This window comes from Streptomyces sp. NPDC092370 (assembly GCF_044755265.1).
In the GTDB taxonomy this organism is placed as follows: Bacteria; Actinomycetota; Actinomycetes; order Streptomycetales; family Streptomycetaceae; genus Streptomyces.
The window spans coordinates 348,641-370,773 of sequence record NZ_JBIVQO010000005.1 but is presented as its reverse complement, the minus strand read 5'-3'; the positions used below and the strand labels follow the sequence as shown (position 1 = coordinate 370,773).

20 protein-coding genes and 1 pseudogene are annotated in these 22,133 nt (G+C 69.4%); 15 read left to right on the top strand and 6 right to left on the bottom strand.

The annotated features are described in order from the left end of the window. Positions 1 to 38 precede the first annotated feature (38 nt). Both ACIQHQ_RS18610 and ACIQHQ_RS18605 read left to right on the top strand, forming a co-directional pair. Positions 39 to 431, top strand: a pseudogene (locus ACIQHQ_RS18610) (gas vesicle structural protein GvpA); the annotation flags it as partial. Positions 432 to 443: 12 nt separating this feature from the next. Then, a complete protein-coding gene (locus ACIQHQ_RS18605; RefSeq protein WP_402613075.1) occupies positions 444 to 722 on the top strand; it encodes a DUF6192 family protein in 279 nt (92 codons plus the stop codon). Positions 723 to 1,420: 698 nt separating this feature from the next. Here the strand turns inward: ACIQHQ_RS18605 and ACIQHQ_RS18600 are convergent. Next, positions 1,421 to 2,461 (bottom strand): hypothetical protein, encoded by a 1,041-nt coding sequence (locus ACIQHQ_RS18600; RefSeq protein ID WP_402612976.1) that lies wholly within the window; start codon positions 2,459 to 2,461, stop codon positions 1,421 to 1,423. Positions 2,462 to 2,844: 383 nt separating this feature from the next. On the opposite strand from ACIQHQ_RS18600, the gene ACIQHQ_RS18595 reads away from it, so the two are divergent. The 5 genes from ACIQHQ_RS18595 to ACIQHQ_RS18575 all read left to right on the top strand — a co-directional run bounded on the left by ACIQHQ_RS18595 (position 2,845) and on the right by ACIQHQ_RS18575 (position 6,379). After that, positions 2,845 to 3,147, top strand: a complete 303-nt coding sequence (locus tag ACIQHQ_RS18595; protein ID WP_402612975.1) for a hypothetical protein — start codon at positions 2,845 to 2,847, stop codon at positions 3,145 to 3,147. 450 nt (positions 3,148 to 3,597) lie between these two features. Next, complete coding sequence (locus tag ACIQHQ_RS18590; RefSeq protein WP_402612974.1) at positions 3,598 to 4,269, top strand: hypothetical protein; 672 nt, start codon at positions 3,598 to 3,600, stop codon at positions 4,267 to 4,269. A 64-nt stretch (positions 4,270 to 4,333) separates the two neighbouring features. Further along, complete coding sequence (locus ACIQHQ_RS18585; protein ID WP_402612973.1) at positions 4,334 to 4,678, top strand: phage holin family protein; 345 nt, start codon at positions 4,334 to 4,336, stop codon at positions 4,676 to 4,678. Next, positions 4,654 to 5,334, top strand: coding sequence for a DUF3618 domain-containing protein (locus ACIQHQ_RS18580; protein ID WP_402612972.1), 681 nt, complete (start codon positions 4,654 to 4,656; stop codon positions 5,332 to 5,334). The genes ACIQHQ_RS18585 and ACIQHQ_RS18580 overlap by 25 nt, the downstream gene beginning before the upstream one ends. Positions 5,335 to 5,404: 70 nt before the next feature. After that, positions 5,405 to 6,379: a YihY/virulence factor BrkB family protein gene (locus ACIQHQ_RS18575; RefSeq protein WP_402612971.1), complete on the top strand. Its 975-nt coding sequence runs from the start codon at positions 5,405 to 5,407 to the stop codon at positions 6,377 to 6,379. A gap of 331 nt (positions 6,380 to 6,710) precedes the next feature. Here ACIQHQ_RS18575 and ACIQHQ_RS18570 read toward each other — a convergent pair whose 3' ends face one another. After that, positions 6,711 to 7,754 carry a YihY/virulence factor BrkB family protein gene (locus tag ACIQHQ_RS18570; RefSeq protein ID WP_402613074.1) on the bottom strand — a complete coding sequence of 348 codons (1,044 nt, stop codon included), beginning with the start codon at positions 7,752 to 7,754 and terminating at the stop codon, positions 6,711 to 6,713. An 827-nt stretch (positions 7,755 to 8,581) separates the two neighbouring features. Further along, positions 8,582 to 10,345 (bottom strand): aspartate--tRNA ligase, encoded by a 1,764-nt coding sequence (aspS, locus tag ACIQHQ_RS18565; protein WP_402612970.1) that lies wholly within the window; start codon positions 10,343 to 10,345, stop codon positions 8,582 to 8,584. 179 nt (positions 10,346 to 10,524) lie between these two features. Between aspS and ACIQHQ_RS18560 the strand changes: the two genes are divergently transcribed. Further along, positions 10,525 to 12,663 carry a SpoIIE family protein phosphatase gene (locus ACIQHQ_RS18560; protein WP_402612969.1) on the top strand — a complete coding sequence of 713 codons (2,139 nt, stop codon included), beginning with the start codon at positions 10,525 to 10,527 and terminating at the stop codon, positions 12,661 to 12,663. A gap of 339 nt (positions 12,664 to 13,002) precedes the next feature. After that, positions 13,003 to 13,752, top strand: coding sequence for a hypothetical protein (locus ACIQHQ_RS18555; protein ID WP_402612968.1), 750 nt, complete (start codon positions 13,003 to 13,005; stop codon positions 13,750 to 13,752). Between the two features lie 6 nt (positions 13,753 to 13,758). Here the strand turns inward: ACIQHQ_RS18555 and ACIQHQ_RS18550 are convergent, their stop codons facing one another. Next, on the bottom strand, positions 13,759 to 14,736 hold the full coding sequence (locus tag ACIQHQ_RS18550; RefSeq protein ID WP_402612967.1) for a pirin family protein: 978 nt from the start codon (positions 14,734 to 14,736) through the stop codon (positions 13,759 to 13,761). A gap of 245 nt (positions 14,737 to 14,981) precedes the next feature. Continuing rightward, positions 14,982 to 15,446 carry an SseB family protein gene (locus ACIQHQ_RS18545; RefSeq protein ID WP_363121359.1) on the bottom strand — a complete coding sequence of 155 codons (465 nt, stop codon included), beginning with the start codon at positions 15,444 to 15,446 and terminating at the stop codon, positions 14,982 to 14,984. A 122-nt stretch (positions 15,447 to 15,568) separates the two neighbouring features. Between ACIQHQ_RS18545 and ACIQHQ_RS18540 the strand changes: the two genes are divergently transcribed. The 4 genes from ACIQHQ_RS18540 to ACIQHQ_RS18525 all read left to right on the top strand — a co-directional run bounded on the left by ACIQHQ_RS18540 (position 15,569) and on the right by ACIQHQ_RS18525 (position 20,068). Further along, positions 15,569 to 16,372, top strand: a complete 804-nt coding sequence (locus tag ACIQHQ_RS18540) for an intradiol ring-cleavage dioxygenase (protein ID WP_402612966.1) — start codon at positions 15,569 to 15,571, stop codon at positions 16,370 to 16,372. Between the two features lie 133 nt (positions 16,373 to 16,505). Continuing rightward, positions 16,506 to 18,332, top strand: a complete 1,827-nt coding sequence (locus ACIQHQ_RS18535) for an acyl-CoA dehydrogenase (RefSeq protein WP_402612965.1) — start codon at positions 16,506 to 16,508, stop codon at positions 18,330 to 18,332. 70 nt (positions 18,333 to 18,402) lie between these two features. Further along, a complete protein-coding gene (locus tag ACIQHQ_RS18530) occupies positions 18,403 to 19,725 on the top strand; it encodes a M18 family aminopeptidase (protein WP_402612964.1) in 1,323 nt (440 codons plus the stop codon). A gap of 88 nt (positions 19,726 to 19,813) precedes the next feature. Beyond that, a complete protein-coding gene (locus tag ACIQHQ_RS18525) occupies positions 19,814 to 20,068 on the top strand; it encodes a DUF6458 family protein (RefSeq protein ID WP_031137490.1) in 255 nt (84 codons plus the stop codon). Positions 20,069 to 20,181: 113 nt separating this feature from the next. On the opposite strand, the gene ACIQHQ_RS18520 is transcribed toward ACIQHQ_RS18525, so the two are convergent. Further along, complete coding sequence (locus tag ACIQHQ_RS18520; RefSeq protein ID WP_402612963.1) at positions 20,182 to 20,574, bottom strand: cupin domain-containing protein; 393 nt, start codon at positions 20,572 to 20,574, stop codon at positions 20,182 to 20,184. 52 nt (positions 20,575 to 20,626) lie between these two features. Between ACIQHQ_RS18520 and ACIQHQ_RS18515 the strand changes: the two genes are divergently transcribed. Together ACIQHQ_RS18515 and ACIQHQ_RS18510 are read left to right on the top strand one after the other, a co-directional pair. Beyond that, on the top strand, positions 20,627 to 21,628 hold the full coding sequence (locus tag ACIQHQ_RS18515; RefSeq protein WP_402612962.1) for a GlxA family transcriptional regulator: 1,002 nt from the start codon (positions 20,627 to 20,629) through the stop codon (positions 21,626 to 21,628). Then, the gene (locus ACIQHQ_RS18510) at positions 21,625 to 22,116 is read left to right on the top strand and encodes an LURP-one-related/scramblase family protein (protein ID WP_402612961.1); all 492 of its coding nucleotides are present in this window, start codon (positions 21,625 to 21,627) and stop codon (positions 22,114 to 22,116) included. The genes ACIQHQ_RS18515 and ACIQHQ_RS18510 overlap by 4 nt, the downstream gene beginning before the upstream one ends. The last annotated feature ends 17 nt before the right edge of the window (positions 22,117 to 22,133 follow it).

The window sequence follows — 22,133 nt, the reverse complement described above, 5'->3', positions numbered from 1 at the left end:
GGGACCGCGCAGAGACAGACAGCGAGGGGTTGGTCGCGATGACCGTCGCGACACAGCAGGGCGGCGGGGGCGGTTCCAGCGGCCTCTACGACGTTCTGGAACTCATCCTTAACCGCGGGCTGGTGATCGACGCCTACGTGCGGGTCTCTCTTATCGGTATCGAGCTACTCACGATCGACATACGGATCGTGGTGGCCAGCGTCGACACCTACCTCCGCTTCGCCGAAGCGTGCAACCGCCTCGACCTGGAAGCGGGCCCGCGCAAACCGGCCGGGCTTACCGAGCTCACGGGACAGCTCACGCAGTCCGGCGCGCGCGGCAAGACCAAGGGAGCGCTGTCCGGCGCCGCGGAAACCGTCTCGGATGCCTTCCCGCAGGCCATGCCCAGAACGAGCGTCACCGGCAAGGCCGCGAGGAGTTCGGGGAGACCAGACCTGTCGCCGGTGGTGAAGCAGATCGACCGGACGGTGGAGTTTCTGGACGTGGTGACCGCCTGCCACTCGTTCGTGGCTGCCGCGGGCCGGGGCAGTTCCGGGCCTGCGGGGCCGGAACTGTCGGACGACGAGCGCACGATCGTCCACGAGAACGTCGCCCGTGTCCGGGCGACGCTCGACTGGGTGGAGCAGGTCGTGGACACCGGCAAGGTCGACATGGACGACGAGCTCCGCCGATCACTCCGCCACACCTGCGAGGGGATCCGCCAAAACCTGTCGAGCCTGTGACCTGCGGAAAGGTTATCCAGGCTCCCATCGTCTGATGGCTGCTGGTCCCCGAGGGCGAGGGCCAGGGGACACCTGCCATGCCAGGGCGGTCACCGAAGCGCGGTCTCCAGCCCACGCCGGAGGGACCCGAGGGCCGCATGGCACCAGTGCACGCGCATGTCACCCGCTCCACGGCCGTCATCATGCGTGGTCACGGCGCCGTCAGCCTCCAGCTTCAGCAGCACAAGCCAGGCCGCACCGTCTAGCCCGGCACCACCCACACCTCGCCGCTGGCCCGGTCGGCCTGCACCGCATAACCGGCCTGCGTGAGGATTTCCAGCAAAGCCTGCCTCAAAGCCGCACGAATGCCCTCATACTCAGCATCCCGCCTTCCTGCCGGGTCAAGCTCCTGTCCCGGTACCCATCCCGCTTTCACCGCGTCCGCATCCGGCGAACCCTCAGCCCTGTCCCCCTGCAACGTCCGCCGACGCGATATCGAACCCCGCACGAGCCAGGGTTCGGCACACATCCTCGAAAAGACGCTGCACAACGGCCTCAGCATGCATGCGCAAAACGTACACAGAGTGCACCAGAGTTCGGAATCAGCTACATAGAGATCGTCCCACGCACTGCCGCGGCAGGCTGAGCATGCGCACCTGCTGCATGCCCCGGCGCTTTTGGGAGGGGTTCGGCGCACTGGGACAGTCAACGCCGGCCAGTCATGGGCCGCTGCATGCCTTGGCGATGGCGATGAGTGTGCGGCGCTGGCGGTGGCGCCTTTCGTAGTCCAGCACCTGCCGGGCTTCGGTGGGGGTGGCAGTCTGCAGCCGGGCGGTTATCTGGTCGGGGATCATGGCGTCGTACCCGGGCCACGGTTCGCTGCCGCGTAGCCGCTCGATGGCGTTCAGGATTTCCGGTCGGCCGGCGTGGGCCCGCTCGTAGGCGTCGAGCGCGGACAGCTGCGCCTGGGGGAGCGTGGGCAGGCGCTGGACGATGTCGGGGACGCGGAAGTGCTGGTATCCGAGGATCGGCGGCTCCTCTTCCCTGGTGACCGCGTCGTCGTTCTCCTCGGGCATTCGGCGGAGCGAGCCTGTGGCTGTGCGCGTTGCCTGCCGGGCACCGCCCTCGGCGGCTTCTGGGACCCGTTTGACGGCAGGGCGCACGGTGCTTGTGGCGGCGTCCGGCGGGCCGCCGTCACCGGATTGCCTGCCGTGGCCGTTGCCGGCGACGGCCACGGCCCGGGCCTGCTGAGCGAGGCGGTCCTCGAGCGTGGCGAGCAGTTCCTCGTCCTGGCGGCGCAGCGTGGCGAGCAGGTCGGAGGCGACCTGGTCATGCGCCTGCTCGGCAATACTCTCCCCGGCCAGGCAGGCCGCCAGCGCCCGGGCGGTGATCGAGTATTCGTTCTCGGTGTGTCTCACCAACTGGCGCGGACTCGGCCCATTGCGACGATGCAGTATGGCGGTTGTGATGGCGGCACCGATCTCGAGCAACAGCCCGGCCATCCGGACGGTTGCCCGGGCGGTGAGGCGGACCCGGTCGGCGGTGTCCCGCAGCGGGCGGCCGGGGCGCAGTTCACGCATGTGTCCGTCGATGCGGACGACACAGTCGTACGTGCCGTCTATATGGCGCTCCAAAACTTCCCGTCGGGGGCCCGTGGCGTGGACGGCGATATCGGCCCGGAAACGGTCGATGATCGCAGTGTGAGCATCACGAGCGTCCTCAAGCGCCGGGACAAGCGCATCTGTCGTTACCGCTGTCATGGCGTGCCCTACCTTCTGGCATGGGGTTCGAACTGGACGGATCGGTGGATCCAGCAGGGTCCGGGTATGGGGTGTGGCTGAGGCCGTTTCAGGCCCACGAAGGTTCGCCGCTCAAAGCCGGTACCAGCCAGGCGCCTGTGCCTGAGGCGGCACCGCAACTAGCTCGGGTACCCCCGCACCCCTGGCTGATTGCGGGATCGCCACACCCAGCAGCCGAGGCCCCCTCCGCCGTCTCCTCCACCGCCGACAGCGCACGGTGAAGGCCGGGTGAGGCACTCTGGCTCCCAGGCAGTCCCCGAGACGTCTCCCTGGCGCTACGCGGACTGTGTGGCATCTGGGTGCTTGATCGTGCGGGATCTGGGCAGGCGGGCTCGGTGTCATCCGTGTCGTCCGACCTGCTTGGGCAGGTGCGGCATGCCTTGATCCAGGCTGGCTTCCACCTCGTCCACGAGGACGCGCAAGACAGCGAGCCGGGACTGGCGGTGACGGAGGTGGCGGCCGGGGTGCTGGTGAGATGGACGGCCTCGGACGGGTTCACTTCGCTGGCGAACGACCAGCCTGGTGCCTCGGGCGACAGCATGCACGCGATTGTGCGGGCTGCGGTGTCGGGCCTGCTGGTGCAGATGGGGCACACCGTCACGGAACCGGAGGACTGTCGTGACTTGCTGGTCCTGGCCGATCAGTAGGTCGAGGGCGGCTCCGACGCCGGGCGGGGCCGGGGCCGCGCGCACACGATGTTCCGTCGTGTTGCGACCGGAGCGAAGTGCACGCGTCACAGCAACAACGCACCGCCGATCAAAAGGTCACTGACGAAGCTCTGCGCCGCAGTGACATCCTTCTGGCGTTCAGGCGGTGCCACGATCTCGACGCCCCATGCCTTGCCGCGCGGCCCACGCCATGACGGCTATCGAGCGCCGAAGGCCGCCCGCGTCCCGCCCCGCCCACATGCAGGGGTAGTTTCGCGTGTCATGGCCCGGATACTCGCAAAAATGCCTCAATCGGTACATAGGCACACGGGCGTGGTAAGGCCCTCACCGAGCTGAGAGATGCCAACCGTGGGGGTGCAGCGATGTCCCCCGGACGTCCTTCACCGAAGCCTGGAGGCCGTCCGCGCCCCGGAGATGAGGGTGAGGACCATGAGTACTGAGTCCGATGTGGGCGGGGCCGGGCGTGGACAGGCGGCCGGACAGACGGCGAAGGAGCAGGCATCGGCCACAGCCGGCCAGGCCAGGGAAGCCGCCGGCGAGGTGGCGGGCACCGCGCTGGAGCAGGCCAAGACGGTAGCTGGGGAGGCGCGCCGCCAGGCCGGAAGCGCCGTTGGCGACCTCCGGGGCCGTGTCACCGAGGAGGTGGAGGGCCAGACGCGGCGTGCGGCCGAGACAGTGCACCAGTGGGCGGACGATCTGGCGGAGATGGCGCGCAACGCCCCCGACGACTCCCCGACCCGCACCCTGGTGTCTAAGGCTGCGGATGGTGGCCACCGGGCGGCGGACTACCTGGACGAGCACGGTGTGGAAGGCATGACCGAGGACCTGAAGGGATTCGCGCGGCGTCGGCCGGGGACGTTCCTGGCAGGGGCGGCGCTGGCGGGGTTCGCGGTCGGCAGGATGGCCAAGGCCGGCAGCAAGGCGCAGTCCGGCCAGGGGTCGCAGGATCAGGGCGTTGGGTCGCCAGGGGCGCCCGAGGGGGTCGTACGGCCGGAGTACCACGGTTACCCGGGGGTGCCCGAAAGGACCATACAACCGGAGCCGCAGCCCTACCCGAGAGGGGCCGTGCAGCCGGAACCGCGGGCCTACCCGGAGGTGTGACATGTCATCGATGGCGCCGGAGCCGCGGGGTCAGGACTCTTCGGTCGGAGAGCTGTTGTCGGAGGTGACCTCGGACATTCAGACGCTCTTCCGGCAGGAGGTGGAGCTGGCCAAGGCCGAGATCCGTGAGGAGGCCGGCAAGGCCGGCAAGGCCGCCGGACTGTACGGCGGAGCCGGGTTCGGCGGATACATGGTCGCGCTGTTCGCCTCGCTCGCGGCGATGTTCGCCCTGGCCAATGTGATGGACACCGGATGGGCAGCCTTGATCGTCACCGCAGTGTGGGCGGGGATCGCGGCAGTGCTGTTCGTGATGGGCCGCTCCCGGATGCGGGAGGTGTCCCCGAAGCCGGAGCAGACCGTGGAGACGCTGAAGGAGGACGCGCAATGGGCACGTCACCCGACCAAGTGAGAAACGAGATCGAGGCGACCCGCGAGCGCCTGCCGGAGAACGTCGACCGGCTGGCCGACCGCACCAGCCCGGGACGGATCGTGCGCCGCCGCACCGATCGAGTCCGCAGCGCGGTCTCCGGCGCGCGCCAGCGCGTCATGGGCACCGCTTCCGCGACCACGCAGAACGCCGGGGGCCGCACTCAGCAGGCCGCAGCCTCCGTCCAGGACAGCGTCGGCCAGGCCGCGGACACGATGCGCCAGACGGCCGGGCAGGTCGGCGAAGCAGTCAGCAGTGCGCCAGAGCAGGCGGTGAGGCAGACGCAGGGTAATCCGCTGGCGGCCGGACTGATCGCCTTCGGCACCGGGCTGCTGGCCGCCTCGCTGCTGCCCACCTCGCAGGCTGAGGAGCAGGCAGCCTCCCAGCTGTCGGAGAAGGCCGGTGAGGCGATCGAGTCCGTCAAGCAGGCGGCGGTGGAGTCCGCGCAGCACGTGAAGGAGGACGCCACCAAGACGGCCAAGCAGGCCGCCCAGGAGGTCAAGAACACCACTGCGGAAGCTGTTCGCACCACCAAGGAGGAGACAAGCGAGCAGGCCGGGCAGGTCACGGAGCAGGCCCGGCAGGCCGGCCGACAGGTAGCCGACGACGCCCGGCAGCAGCCTCCCGGCGCCATGTGACCACCCGTGACCGCCGCACCGCCCCGGATTTCGCTCCTGGTGCGGCGGCACCGATCAGAAGGGGTGAGCCATGGACCGCCACCGCAACGATCGCGACGAGACCTCCCGCCTGGACGGGCACCCGACTGAGCCTGCAAAGAAGCCGACCGACCTGCCCAAAGGGTCCTGGGGAGGCGTCTTCAAACGGACCCTGAAGGAATTCAAGGAGGACAACCTCACCGACTGGGCGGCCGCCCTGACCTACTACGGCGTCCTGGCGATCTTTCCCGCCCTGCTCGCCCTGGTCTCGCTCCTCGGGCTGCTGGGCAGCGCAACGATCAAACCGATGATCGACAACCTCGGCAGTCTCGCGCCCGGCGCCGCCCGCGACATCCTCAACAACGCCCTTACACAGCTGGAGGGAAACCAGGGCGGGGCAAGCATCGCGCTGATCATCGGAATCGCGCTGGCCTTGTGGTCGGCTTCCGGGTACATCGCCGCGTTCATGCGCGCATCCAACGCCGTCTACGACATCGGCGAGGGCCGGCCCGTCTGGAAGACCATCCCCACCCGGCTGATCATCACCCTCATCGTCGTGGTGCTGCTCGCCGCCATGGCCATCGGCGTGGTCTTCACCGGCACCCTGGCCAAGAAGACCGGCCAGGTCCTCGGCCTGGGCAACACCTTCATCACGGTGTGGAACATCGCCAAATGGCCCGTTATGGTCCTGCTCTTCGCCGCGATCGTCGCCCTGCTGTACTGGGCGGCCCCCAACGTCAAACGCAAGTTCCGGTGGGTCAGCCCCGGCAGCCTCATCGCCATCGTCATCTGGCTCATCGCCTCCGCCGCGTTCGCCTTCTACGTGGCGAACTTCGGCAGCTACAACAAGACCTACGGCAGCATGGCCGCGATCATCATCTTCCTGATCTGGATGTGGATCTCCAACATCGCCATCCTGCTCGGCCTGGAGTTCAACGCCGAACTCGAACGCGCCCGGGCCATCGACAGCGGCCACCCTCCCGGCGAAGAGCCCTACGTCGAGCCCCGCGACACCCGCAAACTCTGACAAACGCCCCGCCGTGCCGACGGTGCAGTGTGCGGTGCTGTCCAGCGTCGGCGCGCCACCCACCAGACCGAGTACGGAGGAGCACGGCCGCGTGCCACACCGGCAGGGCCTGCAGGGTGAGCGTGCCCACAACGCCGCCGACGAACAGCCCGCCGCCCTTGCGTATCGCTTGTCCTTTTCCTTCATCTCGGCCTGCGCCAGCCGCATCTCCCGCACACCAGCTCGGTCAGCTGCTGCGAAGCACGCTACTCGGTCAAGCGCTATGCCCCCCGAGCACGCACGGCGAACATGCACACGCGCACAGCGCCCGACCTTTGGGCGGCACGTTGCCTCAGGCGAGACGGCGTCGTTCCTCCTGCGACCACTTGCGGGTGTCCCGGGGCGGGACGTACGGCTCCTGCGTCTCCGGCAGACCACCGGCGACCGCCCGCTGGCGGGCCATCTCGGCGTCGAATTCCAGGCCGAGCAGGATCGCGATGTTGCTGATCCACAGCCACACCAGGAAGACGATCACTCCCGCCAGAGTGCCGTACGTCTTGTTGTATGAGGCGAAGTTGGAGACGTAGAACGCGAAGCCGGCGGAGGCGACCATCCACACCAGCAGGGCAAGGAAGCTGCCCGGTGTGACCCACTTGAAGCCGCGCCCCTTCACGTTGGGCGTCGCCCAGAACAGGATTGCGATCATGATCGTGACCAAGACCACCAGGACTGGCCATTTCGCGATCGACCATGCTGTCAGCGCCGCGTTCCCCAGGCCCAGCGCGGTGCCCACCTGACGCGCCAAGGCGCCGGTGAACACAACGATCAGGGCACTGATCACCGCCAGGACCAGCAGCGCCACCGTCACACCCAGCCGGACCGGCAGCACCTTCCACACAGGGCGCCCCTCCGGCATGTCGTACACGGCGTTGGAGGTACGGATGAAGGCGGCGACATAGCCCGAGGCCGACCACACGGCGAGCGCCAGACCCACGACCGCCATGATGGAACCAACACCGCCGTTGCCCTGCAACTGCTTCACGGCATTGCTGATGATGGTGCGCGCCGAACCCGGCGCCAGCTTGTTGATGTTGTCCATCACCTGCTGTGTCGCCGACTGCCCCGAGATACCCAGCAGCGACACCAACACCAGCAACGCCGGGAACAGGGACAGCACCCCGTAATAGGTCAGGGCCGCAGCCCGGTCTGCGAGCTCGTCGTCCTTGAATTCCTTCAGGGTTCCCTTCAGCACCGCCCACCAGGATCGCTTGGGAAGCTCGGTCGGCGCGTCCGGAGCCCGCTCCTCCACCTCCTCGTCCGGTCCAACGGCCGTGTCATGGCCGTCCGGCTCCGGCTCAGGTCCCGTGTTTCCGTCCGCATCTACTGTCCGTGCCATGACACTCGGGTATCCGCAGGACTCCGCTCTAGGCAGCACCGGGACCATCACCCGTCCACCACAGCCCCTGCGGCTATCGACCGATGGAGCACCCGGACACTGGTCGGTCACAGGCATGACGACTCGAGCCACAGATACCCAGCCACCTTCGGGCCGCTGGTCGACAAGGAAAGTCCGCGGCGCCTCTCATCAGTGCAACCGGCCCACCCCCCCCCAACCTGCGACTGCCTGCCGAGTCACCGGCTCCGGTGACGGCGCTCCTGCAGCTTTTTCATCTGGGTCTCCAGGAGCCCGCCACGATGAGTCCCGGCCTTGTGCCGCCCTTTGCTCTTCTGCTCAGCCGGGTGCCTCTGCCGTAGTTGGCCAGCCATCTCCCTGGCCCGTTGCCTCATCCTCTCGGCGTCCATACCGCTCCTCCTCACACCACCCGTTCAGACCCTTTCCGTCAGATTTGCACACCGTCTGGTACGTCGCATCCTGCCGACCGAGCATGCCGCTCCCCTAGCAGCAGCGTCCTCACGACGAGGCCCGCGGAATGGAAGTAGCCGCGGGCCATTGCCCCCGCAGCGCCGCGTACGCCGTCCAAGTCGGCCTGGCCCAGGGATGATGCCCTGACACCAGTTGGCCGGTGGGGCGCTGCCCCCACCCAGACCGCGATCGTCCACGTGGTAGCGGGTCCACTGCACGTGTTCCACAGCGACCGCATCCACGCTCTCGTACGCTCCCGCAGGTAGCGCTCGTCGTCCGTGAGCTCCTCGAGCTAGGAGTCCTGGGTACGAAAGTGGCTCGGAACCGGCGACGGTTCCGAGCCACTTCCGAGGGATCGCCTACTTCGGCTGCGGCTTGCGCACCGACAGGTGCAGCTCCTTCAGCCGCGCCTCCTCCAGCTCCGTCGGCGCGCCCATCATCAGGTCCTGGGCGTTGCCGTTGAGCGGGAAGGCGATGGTCTCGCGGATGTTGGGCTCGTCGGCGAGCAGCATGACGATGCGGTCGACGCCCGGGGCGATGCCGCCGTGCGGCGGGGCGCCGAAGCGGAAGGCGCGCAGCATGCCGGCGAACTTCTCCTCGACGGTCTCGCGGTCGTACCCGGCGATCTCGAAGGCCTTGAGCATGATCTCCGGCTCGTGGTTCCGGATCGCGCCGGAGGACAGCTCGACGCCGTTGCACACGATGTCGTACTGCCAGCCGAGGATGTCCAGCGGGTCCTGGCTCTGAAGGGCTTCCAGACCGCCCTGCGGCATGGAGAACGGGTTGTGCGAGAAGTCGATCGCGCCGGTCTCCTCGTCCTTCTCGTACATCGGGAAGTCGACGATCCAGCAGAACCGGAAGACGTTCTCCTCGAAGTGCCCGGCACGCTTGGCGGCTTCCACCCGCACCGCACCCATGATCTTGGAGACCTCGTCGAACTCGCCCGCGCCGAAGAAGACCGCGTGGCCGGCCGCGAGCGACAGGCGCTTGGTGAGCTCGGCGACGTTCTCCTCGGTGAGGAACTTCGCGATCGGGCCGGACAGCGAGCCGTCCTCGCCGACCCGGACCCAGGCCAGGCCCTTGGCGCCCTGCGAGACGGCGTAGTCGCCGAGCTGGTCGAAGAACTTGCGGGGCTGGCCGGAGACGTCCGGCACGGGCAGGGCCCGTACGTGCTTGCCGGCGAACGCCTTGAACTCCGAGCCCTCGAAGATGTCGGTGATGTCGACGAGTTCGAGCTGGGCACGCAGGTCGGGCTTGTCGGAGCCGTACTTCAGCATCGCCTCGCGGAACGGGATCCGCGGGAACGGCGAGGTGACGTGGCGGCCCTTGCCGAACTCCTCGAAGAGCTCGGTCATGAGCTTCTCGACGGGCTGGAAGACGTCCTCCTGCTCGACGAAGCTCATCTCGATGTCGAGCTGGTAGAACTCGCCCGGCGAGCGGTCGGCACGCGCGTCCTCGTCACGGAAGCAGGGCGCGATCTGGAAGTAGCGGTCGAAGCCGGAGATCATCAGCAGCTGCTTGAACTGCTGGGGCGCCTGGGGAAGGGCGTAGAACTTGCCCGGGTTCAGCCGGGACGGGACGACGAAGTCGCGGGCGCCCTCGGGGGAGGTCGCCGAGAGGATCGGCGTGGCCATCTCATTGAAGCCCAGCGCCGTCATCTTGTGGCGGATCGCCGAGATGACCGACGTGCGCAGCAGGATGTTGCGGTGCATGCGCTCGCGGCGCAGGTCCAGGAAGCGGTACTCCAGGCGCCGCTCCTCGTTGACCCCGTCCTCGGTGTTGATCGTGAAGGGCAGCGGCTGAGCGGCACCGAGCAGCTCGACCTCGCCCACCTCGACCTCGATCTCACCGGTCGGCAGCTCGGGGTTGATGTTCTCGGCGCCCCGGGAGACGACCTTGCCGTCGACACGGACGGTCGACTCCTTGGAGAGCTTGTCGAGAGCGTCGTAGGAGGGCGTGCCGGGGCGGGCCACGAGCTGCGTGATGCCGTAGTGATCGCGCAGATCGATGAAGAGGATGCCGCCCAGGTCGCGCCGATTGTGCAGCCAGCCACTCAGCCGGACGTCGCTGCCGACGTCAGAGGAGCGGAGCTCGCCGCAGGTGTGGGACCTGTACCGATGCATCGTCGTTCATCCAGTCTTCGCTGATCGGGGTCTGTGTTTCACGTGAAACTGGTCCCCAGCGTACCGGGCAGGCGAAGATCGGCTCTCCACAGTTATCGATCGAGCACGCACCCACCGTCGTTGGCGCACACGTCCACGATCGGTGGCAGCGGGCGACCGCGTCTTCTTAAAGTAGGGCAATGCGCACTGGCGAGCCTCTGCCCGCCGTGGGGGAGGCTCTCGCAGCCCTCGCGACCGGCCTGTGGCACTGGGACACCGCCACCGGGCTGGTCACGGTCGACGCCGAGGCGGCCCGGCTGCTCGGGCTGCCCGCCGAGCAGACCAGCCTCACGCAAGCCCAGGCCCGGGCCCGGCTGCACCCGGTCGACTGGAACGAGATCACCGGCGTGGTCCAGCTCGCCGTCGCCGAGGGCACCCTCGCCGAGGTGCGGGTCCGGATCATGGACGAGCAGGGCCGGGTCGTCCGGGTCGTCCGCAGCCGCTCCAAGCCGTCCTTCGACCGGGTCCGTAAGGCGTACCGGCTGATCGGCACCCTTCAGGAGGTCACCGAGCCGACGCCGGGCACTCTGGCCGGGCGCAGCGCCGTCACCGGGGACTGGCGGCGCTCGCGGGAGGCGTTCCTGCTGGACGCGGGCCGGGCGCTGGCCGAGGCGCGCTCCACCCAGGAGGTCCTGCGGGTGACGGCGAATCTGTCGATGCCCGGGTTCTCGCCGGACGGACTGGCGGTGTTCGGCGTCTCGGGCGATCACCTGACGGTCATCGGCCACCACGGGCAGCAGCGAGGCACCGAGAGCCCTTTCTCGGAGATGCCGCTGGACACGGACTACCCGGCCGCCGAGGTGGTGCGGACCGGCCGGGCCGTCTATCTGTCCTCCGCCGAGCAGTACAAGGCCCGCTATCCGCTGACCTGGCCGCTCGCCGAGCGCTTCGGACGCCACTCCTGGGCGTTCCTGCCGCTGACCGTGGCCGGGCGCACGATGGGCGCGTGGATGGCGGCGTTCACCTACCCGGTCGCGTTCACCCCGGACGAGCGCTCCGTGCTGGCGACGGTGGCGCGGATGCTGGCCCAGGCCCTGACCCGGGCGGGCCTGGCCGAGAGCGAGCGGGCGCTGACCGACGGGCTCCAGCGCACGATGCTGCCCAAGCTCGGCCCGCAGCGCATCCCGGGCATGAGCGTCGCCGCCCGCTACGTCCCCACCGGCGGCGGGCTCCAGGTCGGCGGCGACTGGTACGACGTGATCCCGCTGCCCAGCGGGCGGTTCGCCCTGGTCATCGGCGACGTCCAGGGCCATGACGTACGGGCGGCGGGGCTGATGGGCCAGTTGCGGATCGCCCTGCGGGCCTACGCCTCGGAGGGGCACCGGCCGGACGCGGTGCTCTCACGCGCCTCCCGTTTCCTGCACGGCATCAGCGACGAGGACCCGGCCGACCCGCGCTTCGCGACCTGTGTGTACGTCGAGGTCGACCCGACGACCGGGGTGCTGGACATCGCCCGCGCCGGGCACCCGGACCCGGCGATCCGGATGGCCGACGGCACGGTGCTGACCCGGCCGACGTCGGGCGGCCTGCCGCTGGGCATCGACCCGGACGCCGACTACCCCACGACCCGGCTCACGCTGGAAGCCGGCGAGACGATGCTGATCTGCACGGACGGCCTGATCGAGACCGGCGGCCACGACCTGGACACCGGCTGGCGGCGGCTGCGCGTGATCCTTGAGGACCACAGGGGCGACCTGGAGGAACTCGCCGACGCGTTGGTGCAGGCCGTGCACGGGCCGTCCTCGCACCACACCACCGGCCCGCTCGCGGACCGGCGCGAGGACGACATCGCGATGCTGCTGCTGAGCCGGGACGGTGACGGCTGCGGGTGCGGGGACTCGATGGTCGTACGGCCTCCGGTGCGCCGCTCGGTGCTGACCGTCGCGCAGGCCGAGCCCGAGCGGGTCGCGGTCGCCCGGCAGCAGATGCGGGAGCTGCTGCACGACTGGACCTCGCCGGACCAGGTCGACTCGGCCGTGCTGCTGCTGTCCGAGCTGCTGACCAACGTCCTCGTGCACACCGACTCCGACGCGCTGCTGGTCGCAGAGATCACGGGCGGGGTGGGTGAGCGGCGCCTGCGGATCGAGGTTTCGGACGCCGGCGACGACCTGCCGCACAAGCGCAGCCCCGGGGAGCTGGCGTCCTCCGGCCGCGGCCTGGTGCTGATCGAACTGCTCGCGCACGCCTGGGGGGTGGAGCCGCGTGGCGAGGGAAAGAGCATCTGGTTCGAGCTCTATGAGTCGGTGGACGGCTCGGGCGGCGGTACCTGGTCGCTGTGACCGGCCCGGTCGCCGGTCCTGCTCCTGGCCGCTGGGTCTGCTGCTCCTGGTCACTGTGACCGGCCCGGTCGCCAGTCCTGCTCCTGGCCGCTGGGTCTGCTGCTCCTGGTCGCTGTGACCGGCCCGGTCGCCGGTCCTGCACCTGGCCGCTGGGTCTGCTGCTCCTGGTCGCTGTGACGGGTCTGGTCGCTGGAGCGGCCCCACCACCACACCGGCGTCAACACGATCGACACCAATCCACCCTTTCGCGTGACCGCCGGGTGAGTGACGACGGCGTCCCCCGCCCCGCCTGCACGATGAGTGCCCTGGCCGAAACCCGACCGCAGGCAAGGAAGTCGCATGGGCAAGTCCGCATCCCGGGAAGACCGGGACAAGAGGTCCTCGTTCTCGGTGTCGTACGAGGGCAGCGGCCAACGCGACCCCTCCACCCACGTCAAACTGGGTCGCCTCTCCTACAAGGGTCCCGCCACCGCCGTGGTGGCGCTCGCCCTGGTGGCGGCCGGGGGCGTGGTCGCCTACCGGTTGCTCGACGATCAGGGCGATGCCGGCGGCACGGGGGCCGGGCCGGGTACGAGCGTGACGTCCGGCGCCGGCGCGACGTCGGACACGAACACGACGGCCGCGACCACGGGCGGCACCACGGATCCCACGCCCGCCGCGTCCGGCCCGGCCGCTTCACCGCCCGGCGGCGCGACTCCTGCGGCCGACGGCGGAGCGGGAGCGGCGGTGGTGCGGGAGCACCGCAAGGTGGTGCTGCGGTCCGGGTCGAGTGTGGACCTCGACTTCACCAAGCAGTTCTCCGACATCACCTTCACCATGCCGTCGAACGGCAATGGCTGGACCCTCGGCGGCGCCAGCGGCGACCTCGCCACCGTGGACGGCGCGGCGACCGCCGAGAGCTGCGCCGCGGCCACCCGGTTCGGGTTCACCATCGATCAGAAGAACGTCCGCAGGGGACTCACCGCGTGCGTGCTCACCGACGAGAACCGGGTCGCCGCCCTCACCGTCCTCGGCTGGCAGAAGAACGGTGAGGGCCTGTCGTCCATCACCATGGACGTCACCACCTGGGAGAACTCCGAGGCGGGGTGACCCGCGTCAGTCCTGCGGACCGCTCGCGGTCATGCCGTGCACGGCCGGGACCGTGCCCAGGCGGCCCTTCTGGAAGTCCTCGAAGGCCTGCTGAAGCTCTTCCCTGGTGTTCATCACGAACGGGCCGTAGTGGGCCATGGGCTCGCGGATGGGCTGTCCACCGAGCAGGACGACCTCGAGGTCGGGCGTGTGGGAGTCCTGCTTCTCGTCCGCGCGGACGGTCAGCGAGGAGCCCGCGCCGAAGACGGCCGTCTGCCCCATGTGCACCGGGCGGCGCTCGGTGCCGACGCTGCCGCGGCCGGCCATGACGTACGCCAGGCCGTTGAAGTCCTCGCGCCACGGCAGGGTCAGCTCCGCCCCCGGAGCCACCGTCGCGTGGATCATCGTGATCGGCGTGTGCGTGATGCCGGGCCCCTGGTGCCCGTCCAGTTCACCGGCGATGACCCGCAGCAGCGCGCCGCCGTCGGGGGTGCTGAGCAGCTGGACGGAGCCGCCGCGAATGTCCTGGTAGCGCGGGGCCATCATCTTGTCCTTGGCCGGGAGGTTCACCCACAGCTGCAGGCCGTGGAAGAGCCCGCCGGACACGACGAGATGCTCGGGTGGGGCCTCGATGTGCAGCAGACCCGAGCCCGCGGTCATCCACTGGGTGTCCCCGTCGGTGATGGTGCCGCCACCGCCGTTGGAGTCCTGGTGGTCGAAGATCCCGTCGATGATGTAGGTGACGGTCTCGAAGCCCCGGTGCGGGTGCCACGGCGTGCCCTTGGGCTCGCCCGGCGCGTACTCCACCTCGCCCATCTGGTCCATCATGATGAACGGGTCGAGATGGCGGTAGTTGATCCCCGCGAACGCCCGGCGCACCGGGAAGCCCTCGCCTTCGAAACCGCTGGGAGCGGTCGTGACGGCGAGCACGGGACGTGCCACGGCATCGGCAGACGCGGTCACGCGGGGCAGCGTCAACGGGTTCTCGACGGTCACTGCAGGCATGTCGGTTCCTCCTCGTGTACACCCAGTTTAGTTGAGCGTTGAACTTTCTGCCACCCAGAACAGAGAAATCCGGGAGGGCATTCCCGACGGGGCGACGGCGCAGCGAAACACGGCGGACCGGCATGACGAAAGGCCGTCACCCCCGCTACGGGGGTGACGGCCAACTGGCGCGACGAGGAGTTCGCCTACGGCCTGGAGGTCGTCCTCCACGGCCTGGCGCTACGGCTGCCCAAGGACGACAGGCCCTAGCCGTACATCCGGCGCATCGCGAACTCGACCATCTGCTCCACGGCCTTCGCGTCGAACACCATGCGGTGATCGCCCTCCATGTCGAGGACGAAGCCGTAGCCGGTCGGCAGCAGGTCCAGCACCTCGGCGCCGGTGATCACGAAGTACTTGGACTCCTTGCCGGCGTACCGGCGCAGCTCCTTGAGGGTGCTGAACATCGGGATCACCGGCTGCTGGGTGTTGTGCAGCGCGAGGAAGCCGGGGTTGTCGCCGCGCGGGCAGTAGACCTTCGACGTCGCGAAGACCTGCTGGAAGTCCTCGGCGGCCATCTGCCCGGTGGTGAACGCCCGCACCGCGTCCGTGAGGGAGGGCGGGGACGGCTCGGGGTACAGCGGCGGCTGCTGCCCGTACCCGCCGGACATCGGCTGCTGCGGAGGGGCGTACTGCCCTTGCGGGCCCGCTGTCTGGTCGTAGCCGTACATGAGCGCAAGCGTACCGAGAGCGGATGGGGCGGCGGGCCGGTACGGCCCTCCCGGCGAACCGACAGCGAGTCGACAGCGTCCGCTGCGTGGATCGCCGCGGCCACCGCCCGTAGCGTCGTGTCATGACCGGACGCCACGACAAGGGCCCGCACGAGCACGACAGGGGCCTCGCCCACGACCTCCCCGAGCCGGCCCGCCGCCGGATGATCCGGCTGATGGCGGGCGCGGGCCTCGTCCCGCTGGTGGGCTGCACACCGCGGGAGAAGACCTCGGCGTCCCCCTCCTCGTCCGCGGGATGCGCAAAGATCCCCGAGGAGACGGCCGGGCCCTTCCCCGGCGACGGCTCGAACGGTGTGAACGTCCTGAAGGAGAGCGGGGTCGTCCGCAGCGACATCACCAGCAGCTTCGGCGAATCCGCGGGCGGCACGGCCGAGGGCGTTCCCCTGACGATCACCCTCACCGTGGTGGAGGCGGCCTCCGGCTGCGGGACGCCGAAGGAGGGTGCCGCCGTCTACCTGTGGCACTGCGACCGGGACGGTGCCTACTCCCTGTACTCCGAGGGCGTCACCGAGGAGAACTACCTGCGGGGCGTGCAGGAGACGGACGACCAGGGCCGGGTCACGTTCACGAGCATCTTTCCCGGCTGCTACCCGGGCCGCTGGCCACACGTCCATTTCGAGGTGTTCGGCAGCCTGGCCGACGCCACCGCGGCCACGTCGATCACGAACACCTCGCAGCTCGCCTTCCCGAAGGACGCCTGCGAGGCGGTCTACGCCACGGACGGCTACGGCGACAGCGTGCGGAACCTGAGCGGTCTGTCACCGCAGGACGACGGCGTCTTCGGCGACGGACACGAGCGGCAACTGGCGAGGATGACGGGCAGCACGGCGGACGGCTACACCGCGGCCTTGACCGTTCCGGTGTGACCTGTCACAGATGGCCGGACGGGGTTGCGCCTTATTACTGACGGGTAGCATCATCGTAGCTACTTGTTGGTACGTGAACTGCGCGAGGAGCCAGTGCCTCGCCGATCTCTCTAGGGAGCCGGGAGCCGTCGCCATGGGGCACTACAAGTCGAATCTCCGCGACATCGAGTTCAACCTCTTCGAAGTACTCGGGCGCGACAAGGTGTACGGCACCGGCCCGTTCGAGGAGACGGACGTCGAGACCGCGAAGAGCATCCTGGAGGAGATGACCCGCCTCTCGGAGAACGAGCTGGCCGAATCCTTCATCGACGCCGACCGCAACCCGCCGGTCTTCGACCCGCAGACCAACACCGCGCCGGTCCCCGCGTCCTTCAAGAAGAGCTACCAGGCCTTCATGGACTCCGAGTACTGGCGCCTCGGCCTGCCCGAGGAGATCGGCGGCACCACCGCGCCCCGCTCCCTGATCTGGGCCTACGCCGAGCTGATCCTGGGCGCCAACCCGGCCGTGTGGATGTACTCCTCGGGCCCGGCCTTCGCCGGCATCCTCTTCGAGGAGGGCAACGAGGTCCAGAAGCACATAGCGAAGGTCGCCACGGAGAAGCAGTGGGGCTCCACGATGGTGCTCACCGAGCCCGACGCGGGCTCCGACGTGGGCGCCGGCCGCACCAAGGCCGTGCAGCAGGAGGACGGCTCCTGGCACATCGAGGGCGTGAAGCGCTTCATCACCTCCGGTGAGCACGACATGTCGGAGAACATCCTCCACTACGTCCTCGCCCGCCCCGAGGGCGCCGGCCCCGGCACCAAGGGCCTGTCCCTCTTCCTCGTCCCGAAGTACCTCTTCGACTTCGAGACCGGCGAGCTGGGCGAGCGCAACGGCGTCTACGCCACGAACGTCGAGCACAAGATGGGCCTGAAGGCCTCCAACACCTGCGAGATGACCTTCGGCGACCAGCACCCCGCCAAGGGCTGGCTGATCGGCGACAAGCACGACGGCATCCGCCAGATGTTCCGCATCATCGAGTTCGCCCGCATGATGGTCGGCACGAAGGCGATCTCCACGCTGTCCACGGGCTACCTGAACGCGCTGGAGTACGCCAAGGAGCGCGTCCAGGGCCCCGACCTGGCGAACTTCATGGACAAGACCGCGCCGAAGGTCACCATCACCCACCACCCCGACGTGCGCCGTTCGCTGATCACGCAGAAGGCGTACGCGGAGGGCATGCGCGCCCTGGTGATGTACACCGCCTCGATCCAGGACGCGATCCAGATCAAGGAGGCCGCCGGCGAGGACGCCGCCACCGAGCACGCGCTGAACGACCTGCTCCTGCCCATCGTCAAGGGCTACGGCTCCGAGAAGGGCTACGAGCTGCTCTCCCAGTCGTTGCAGACGTTCGGCGGCTCCGGCTTCCTCCAGGAGTACCCGATCGAGCAGTACATCCGGGACTCCAAGATCGACACCCTCTACGAGGGCACCACGGCCATCCAGGGCCAGGACTTCTTCTTCCGGAAGATCGTCCGCAACCAGGGCGCCGCGCTGAACTCCCTCGCCGAGGACATCAAGAAGTTCCTCGCCCTCGGCACGGGCGGCGAGGAGCTGGCCGGTGCCCGCGAGCACCTCGCCAAGGCCGCCGTCGAGCTGGAGGCCATCGTCGGCCTGATGCTGACCGACCTCGCGGCCACCGAGCAGGACGTCAAGAACATCTACAAGGTCGGGCTCAACACCACCCGCCTGCTGATGGCCTCCGGTGACGTCGTCGTCGGCTACCTGCTGCTCAAGGGCGCCGCGATCGCCGCCGAGAAGCTGGAGACCGCCTCCGCCAAGGACAAGGCCTTCTACACCGGCAAGATCGCCGCGGCCAAGTTCTTCGCCGCGAACGTCCTGCCGGGCGTCACCCTGGCCCGCAAGGTCGCCGAGGGCGTCGAGCTGGACCTGATGGAGCTGGACGAGGCCGCGTTCTAGGCCCCTCACGTCCTTTGACGAGGGCCCGTTCCCCACTCAGGGGAACGGGCCCTCTCGTTAAGGTGAAGCCATGACCGAACGAGCCCGCTTCGACCGCGGCCACACCGACGACCTCATGACCTTCCTGGCGGCGAGCCCCACGCCGTACCACGCCGTGGCCACCGCCGCCGAACGGCTGGAGAAGGCGGGCTTCCGGCAGGTCGCCGAGACGGACGCGTGGGACGCGGTGACATCAGCGGCTTCCGCCGCGGGAAGCGGTGGCAGGTACGTGCTGCGCGGCGGCGCGATCATCGCCTGGTACGTGCCGGAGGGCGCCGCGCCCCACACACCGTTCCGCATCGTCGGCGCCCACACCGACTCCCCCAATCTGCGCGTCAAGCCGCTCCCCGACAGCGGGGCGCACGGCTGGCGCCAGGTGGCCGTGGAGATCTACGGCGGACCGCTGCTCAACTCCTGGCTGGACCGCGATCTGGGCCTCGCGGGCCGGCTGACCCTGCGCGACGGCTCGACGCACCTGGTCAACGTCGACCGGCCGCTGCTGCGGGTCCCGCAGCTCGCCATCCACTTGGACCGCTCGGTGACGGCCGACGGCCTCAAGCTCGACAAGCAGCGGCACCTGCAGCCGGTGTGGGGCCTCGGCCGCGACGTCCGCGACGGCGACCTGATCGCCTTCCTGGAGGAGACGGCCGGCATCCCGGCGGGCGAGGTCACCGGCTGGGACCTCATGACGCACTCCGTGGAACCGCCCGCCTACCTGGGCCGCGACCGCGAGCTCCTGGCCGGGCCGCGCATGGACAACCTGCTCTCGGTGCACGCGGGCACCGCGGCCCTCGCGGCCGTCGCCTCGTCGTCGTCACAGCCAGCCTCCATCCCGGTCCTGGCCGCCTTCGACCACGAGGAGAACGGCTCCCAGTCGGACACCGGCGCGGACGGGCCGCTGCTCGGCAACGTGCTGGAGCGCTCGGTGTTCGCCCGCGGCGGCTCCTACGAGGACCGGGCCCGCGCCTTCGCCGGCACGGTCTGCCTGTCCTCCGACACCGGTCACGCCGTCCACCCCAACTACGCGGAGCGGCACGACCCGACGCACCACCCGCGTGTCAACGGCGGCCCGATCCTCAAGGTCAACGTCAACAACCGCTACGCCACGGACGGTTCGGGCCGCGCCGAGTTCACGGCGGCCTGTGAGGCGGCCGACGTGCCCTTCCAGTCCTTCGTCTCCAACAACTCCATGCCCTGCGGCACCACGATCGGCCCGATCACCGCCGCCCGGCACGGCATCAAGACCGTCGACATCGGCGTGGCCATCCTGTCGATGCACAGCGTCCGCGAACTGTGCGGCGCCGACGATCCGTTCCTCCTCGCGGGCGCCCTGGCGGCGTTCCTGGAGAGGTAGAACGGAGCCTTACCGCATGGGTGTTCGCCACGGGGGTACCCGGTGTTCCGGGACCGGAACGACCGGACCGTACAGGGAGGCGACACTCATGGGCCTCGGCGGATGCATCATCCTCATCGCCGTGGGAGCCATCCTCACGTTCGCGACCGACTGGGACATGCAGGGGGTCAACCTCGACCTGGTCGGCATCATCCTGATGATCGTCGGACTGATCGGCGTCACCACGTTCAGCAGCATCGCCCGGCGTCGGCGCGTGGTCGTGCCCCCCACGACGCAGGTCGTCGAAGACCCGGCGGCACACCACCACCGCCGCGACGGCTACAGCGACGGGTACGGGGTTTGAATGTGAATCCTCCCCGCCCTGGCGGGTAGGGAATGCGCGGCTCGGGTGCCTCCTGGAGCAACGCTCCAGGAGGTCTTGCGCGCCGTCGGCACCAGACGGTCCGGGACCAGCCCTCAGCCCAGCGCATGTCCCGTCGTGGCATCCACGTGGTCCGGGACGTCGTCGTGCCGGTCGCCCACCGTGAGGGTGCCCGTCGGTTCGAACATGAGGATCGCCGTGGGGACCGGGGCGTACGGCTTGTGCTCGGTGCCGCGCGGAACCGTGAAGACGCTGCCCTTGGGCAGTTCGACCGTGCGCTCGCCCGCCGCCTCCCGCAGACCGATGTGCAGTTCGCCGTCGAGCACGAGGAAGAACTCGTCGGTGTGGTCGTGGACGTGCCAGACGTGCTCGCCCTCGACCTTGGCGAGGCGGACGTCGTAGTCGTTGACGGCGGTGACGATGCGAGGGCTCCACTGCTCGGTGAAGGAGGCCAGGGCGTGGGCGAGGGAGACGGGTTTCTCGGTCATGAGGGGATCCTGCGGGGTGCCGTAGGCGTGGCGCGAGTGCTAGGAATCGCACATGCCGCAAGAATCCTCGCAGCGTCTCCAGCGTCTCCACCAGGTCGTGCTGCTGGTCGACGAGAACTCCAACCCCTTCGAGATGAGCTGCGCCATCGAGGTGTTCGGGCTGCGCAGACCGGAGCTGGGACGGGAGCTGTACGACTTCCGGCTGTGTGCCGCCGCGCCGCACACCCGGATGCGGGACGGCTTCTTCACGCTGACCGGCGTCGCCGGGCTGGAGGCCGCCGAGGACGCGGACACCCTGATCGTGCCGAACCGGCCCGACACCGGCGCACCCCGTGCGCCGCGCGTCCTGGACGTCGTACGCCGGGCACACGCGCGTGGTGCGCGGCTCGTCGGATTCTGCTCGGGCGCGTTCACGCTGGCGGAAGCCGGGCTGCTGGACGGGCGGCGGGCGGCCTGTCACTGGATGTGGGCGGAGTCGTTCCGGGCGCGGTTCCCGGAGGTCCGGCTGGAGCCGGACGTGCTGTTCGTGGACGATGGCGACATCCTGACCGCGTCCGGCAGTGCCTCGGCGCTGGACCTGGGACTGCACGTCGTGCGGCGTGATCACGGTGCGGAGATCGCCAACCACGTCTCCCGGCGGCTGGTGTTCGCCGCGCACCGGGACGGCGGGCAGCGGCAGTTCGTGGAGCGGCCGGTGCCGGAGGTACTGGACGAGTCCCTGGGGCCGCTGCTGGCGTGGGCGCAGGAGCGGCTGGGCGAGCCGCTGACCGTGGCCGAGCTGGCCGCACGCGCGTGTGTCAGCCCCGCCACGCTGCACCGCCGCTTCCGCGCGCAGCTCGGCACGACGCCGCTGGCGTGGCTCACCGGGGAGCGGGTGGCCCTCGCCTGCCGGCTGATCGAGCGGGGCGAGGAGCGGCTGGACGTGGTGGCGGCCAGGAGCGGGCTCGGTACGGCGACCAACCTGCGGGCGCGGCTGCGGCGGGCGACCGGGCTCAGCCCGTCGGCCTACAGGCGGCGTTTTGGAACCGGTGGCGGGGAAGCCCTGGTCTCATGAGATTCCTCGTGTACGACCGGCTCCTCGGCTTCGGTGACGACTACTGGATCGAGGACGACCACGGCAGCAAGGTGTTCCTCGTCGACGGCAAGGCGCTGCGGCTGCGGGACACCTGGGAGCTGAAGGACGCCCAGGGCCACGTCCTCGTCGACATCCACCAGAAGATGCTCGCCCTGCGGGACACGATGGTGCTCCAGCGGAGCGGGGAGCCGCTGGCGACGATCCGCCGGAAGCGGCTGTCCCTGCTGCGCAACCACTACCGGGTGTCCCTGGCCGACGGCAACGAACTCGACGTCAGCGGGAAGATCCTCGACCGGGAGTTCGCCGTCGAGTACGACGGGGAGCTGCTGGCGGTGATCTCCCGGCGGTGGCTGACCGTGCGGGACACCTACGGCGTGGACGTCGTCCGCGAGGACGCGGATCCCGCGCTGCTGATCGCGGTCGCCGTGTGTGTGATCCACCTGGCGGAGAAGGAGCGGGAGGACTGAGCCGCCGGAAGGCCCGT

Coding starts and splice junctions, on each gene's coding strand:
- ACIQHQ_RS18570 (WP_402613074.1), bottom strand. CDS start 7,754: ATGGCACGGACAGTAGATGCGGACGGAAACACGGGACCTGAGCCGGAG.
- ACIQHQ_RS18580 (WP_402612972.1), top strand. CDS start 4,654: ATGGGCACGTCACCCGACCAAGTGAGAAACGAGATCGAGGCGACCCGC.
- ACIQHQ_RS18525 (WP_031137490.1), top strand. CDS start 19,814: ATGGGCCTCGGCGGATGCATCATCCTCATCGCCGTGGGAGCCATCCTC.
- ACIQHQ_RS18535 (WP_402612965.1), top strand. CDS start 16,506: ATGGGGCACTACAAGTCGAATCTCCGCGACATCGAGTTCAACCTCTTC.
- ACIQHQ_RS18530 (WP_402612964.1), top strand. CDS start 18,403: ATGACCGAACGAGCCCGCTTCGACCGCGGCCACACCGACGACCTCATG.
- ACIQHQ_RS18600 (WP_402612976.1), bottom strand. CDS start 2,461: ATGACAGCGGTAACGACAGATGCGCTTGTCCCGGCGCTTGAGGACGCT.
- ACIQHQ_RS18560 (WP_402612969.1), top strand. CDS start 10,525: ATGCGCACTGGCGAGCCTCTGCCCGCCGTGGGGGAGGCTCTCGCAGCC.
- ACIQHQ_RS18550 (WP_402612967.1), bottom strand. CDS start 14,736: ATGCCTGCAGTGACCGTCGAGAACCCGTTGACGCTGCCCCGCGTGACC.
- ACIQHQ_RS18545 (WP_363121359.1), bottom strand. CDS start 15,446: ATGTACGGCTACGACCAGACAGCGGGCCCGCAAGGGCAGTACGCCCCT.
- ACIQHQ_RS18590 (WP_402612974.1), top strand. CDS start 3,598: ATGAGTACTGAGTCCGATGTGGGCGGGGCCGGGCGTGGACAGGCGGCC.
- ACIQHQ_RS18540 (WP_402612966.1), top strand. CDS start 15,569: ATGACCGGACGCCACGACAAGGGCCCGCACGAGCACGACAGGGGCCTC.
- ACIQHQ_RS18520 (WP_402612963.1), bottom strand. CDS start 20,574: ATGACCGAGAAACCCGTCTCCCTCGCCCACGCCCTGGCCTCCTTCACC.
- aspS (WP_402612970.1), bottom strand. CDS start 10,345: ATGCATCGGTACAGGTCCCACACCTGCGGCGAGCTCCGCTCCTCTGAC.
- ACIQHQ_RS18575 (WP_402612971.1), top strand. CDS start 5,405: ATGGACCGCCACCGCAACGATCGCGACGAGACCTCCCGCCTGGACGGG.
- ACIQHQ_RS18510 (WP_402612961.1), top strand. CDS start 21,625: ATGAGATTCCTCGTGTACGACCGGCTCCTCGGCTTCGGTGACGACTAC.
- ACIQHQ_RS18515 (WP_402612962.1), top strand. CDS start 20,627: ATGCCGCAAGAATCCTCGCAGCGTCTCCAGCGTCTCCACCAGGTCGTG.
- ACIQHQ_RS18555 (WP_402612968.1), top strand. CDS start 13,003: ATGGGCAAGTCCGCATCCCGGGAAGACCGGGACAAGAGGTCCTCGTTC.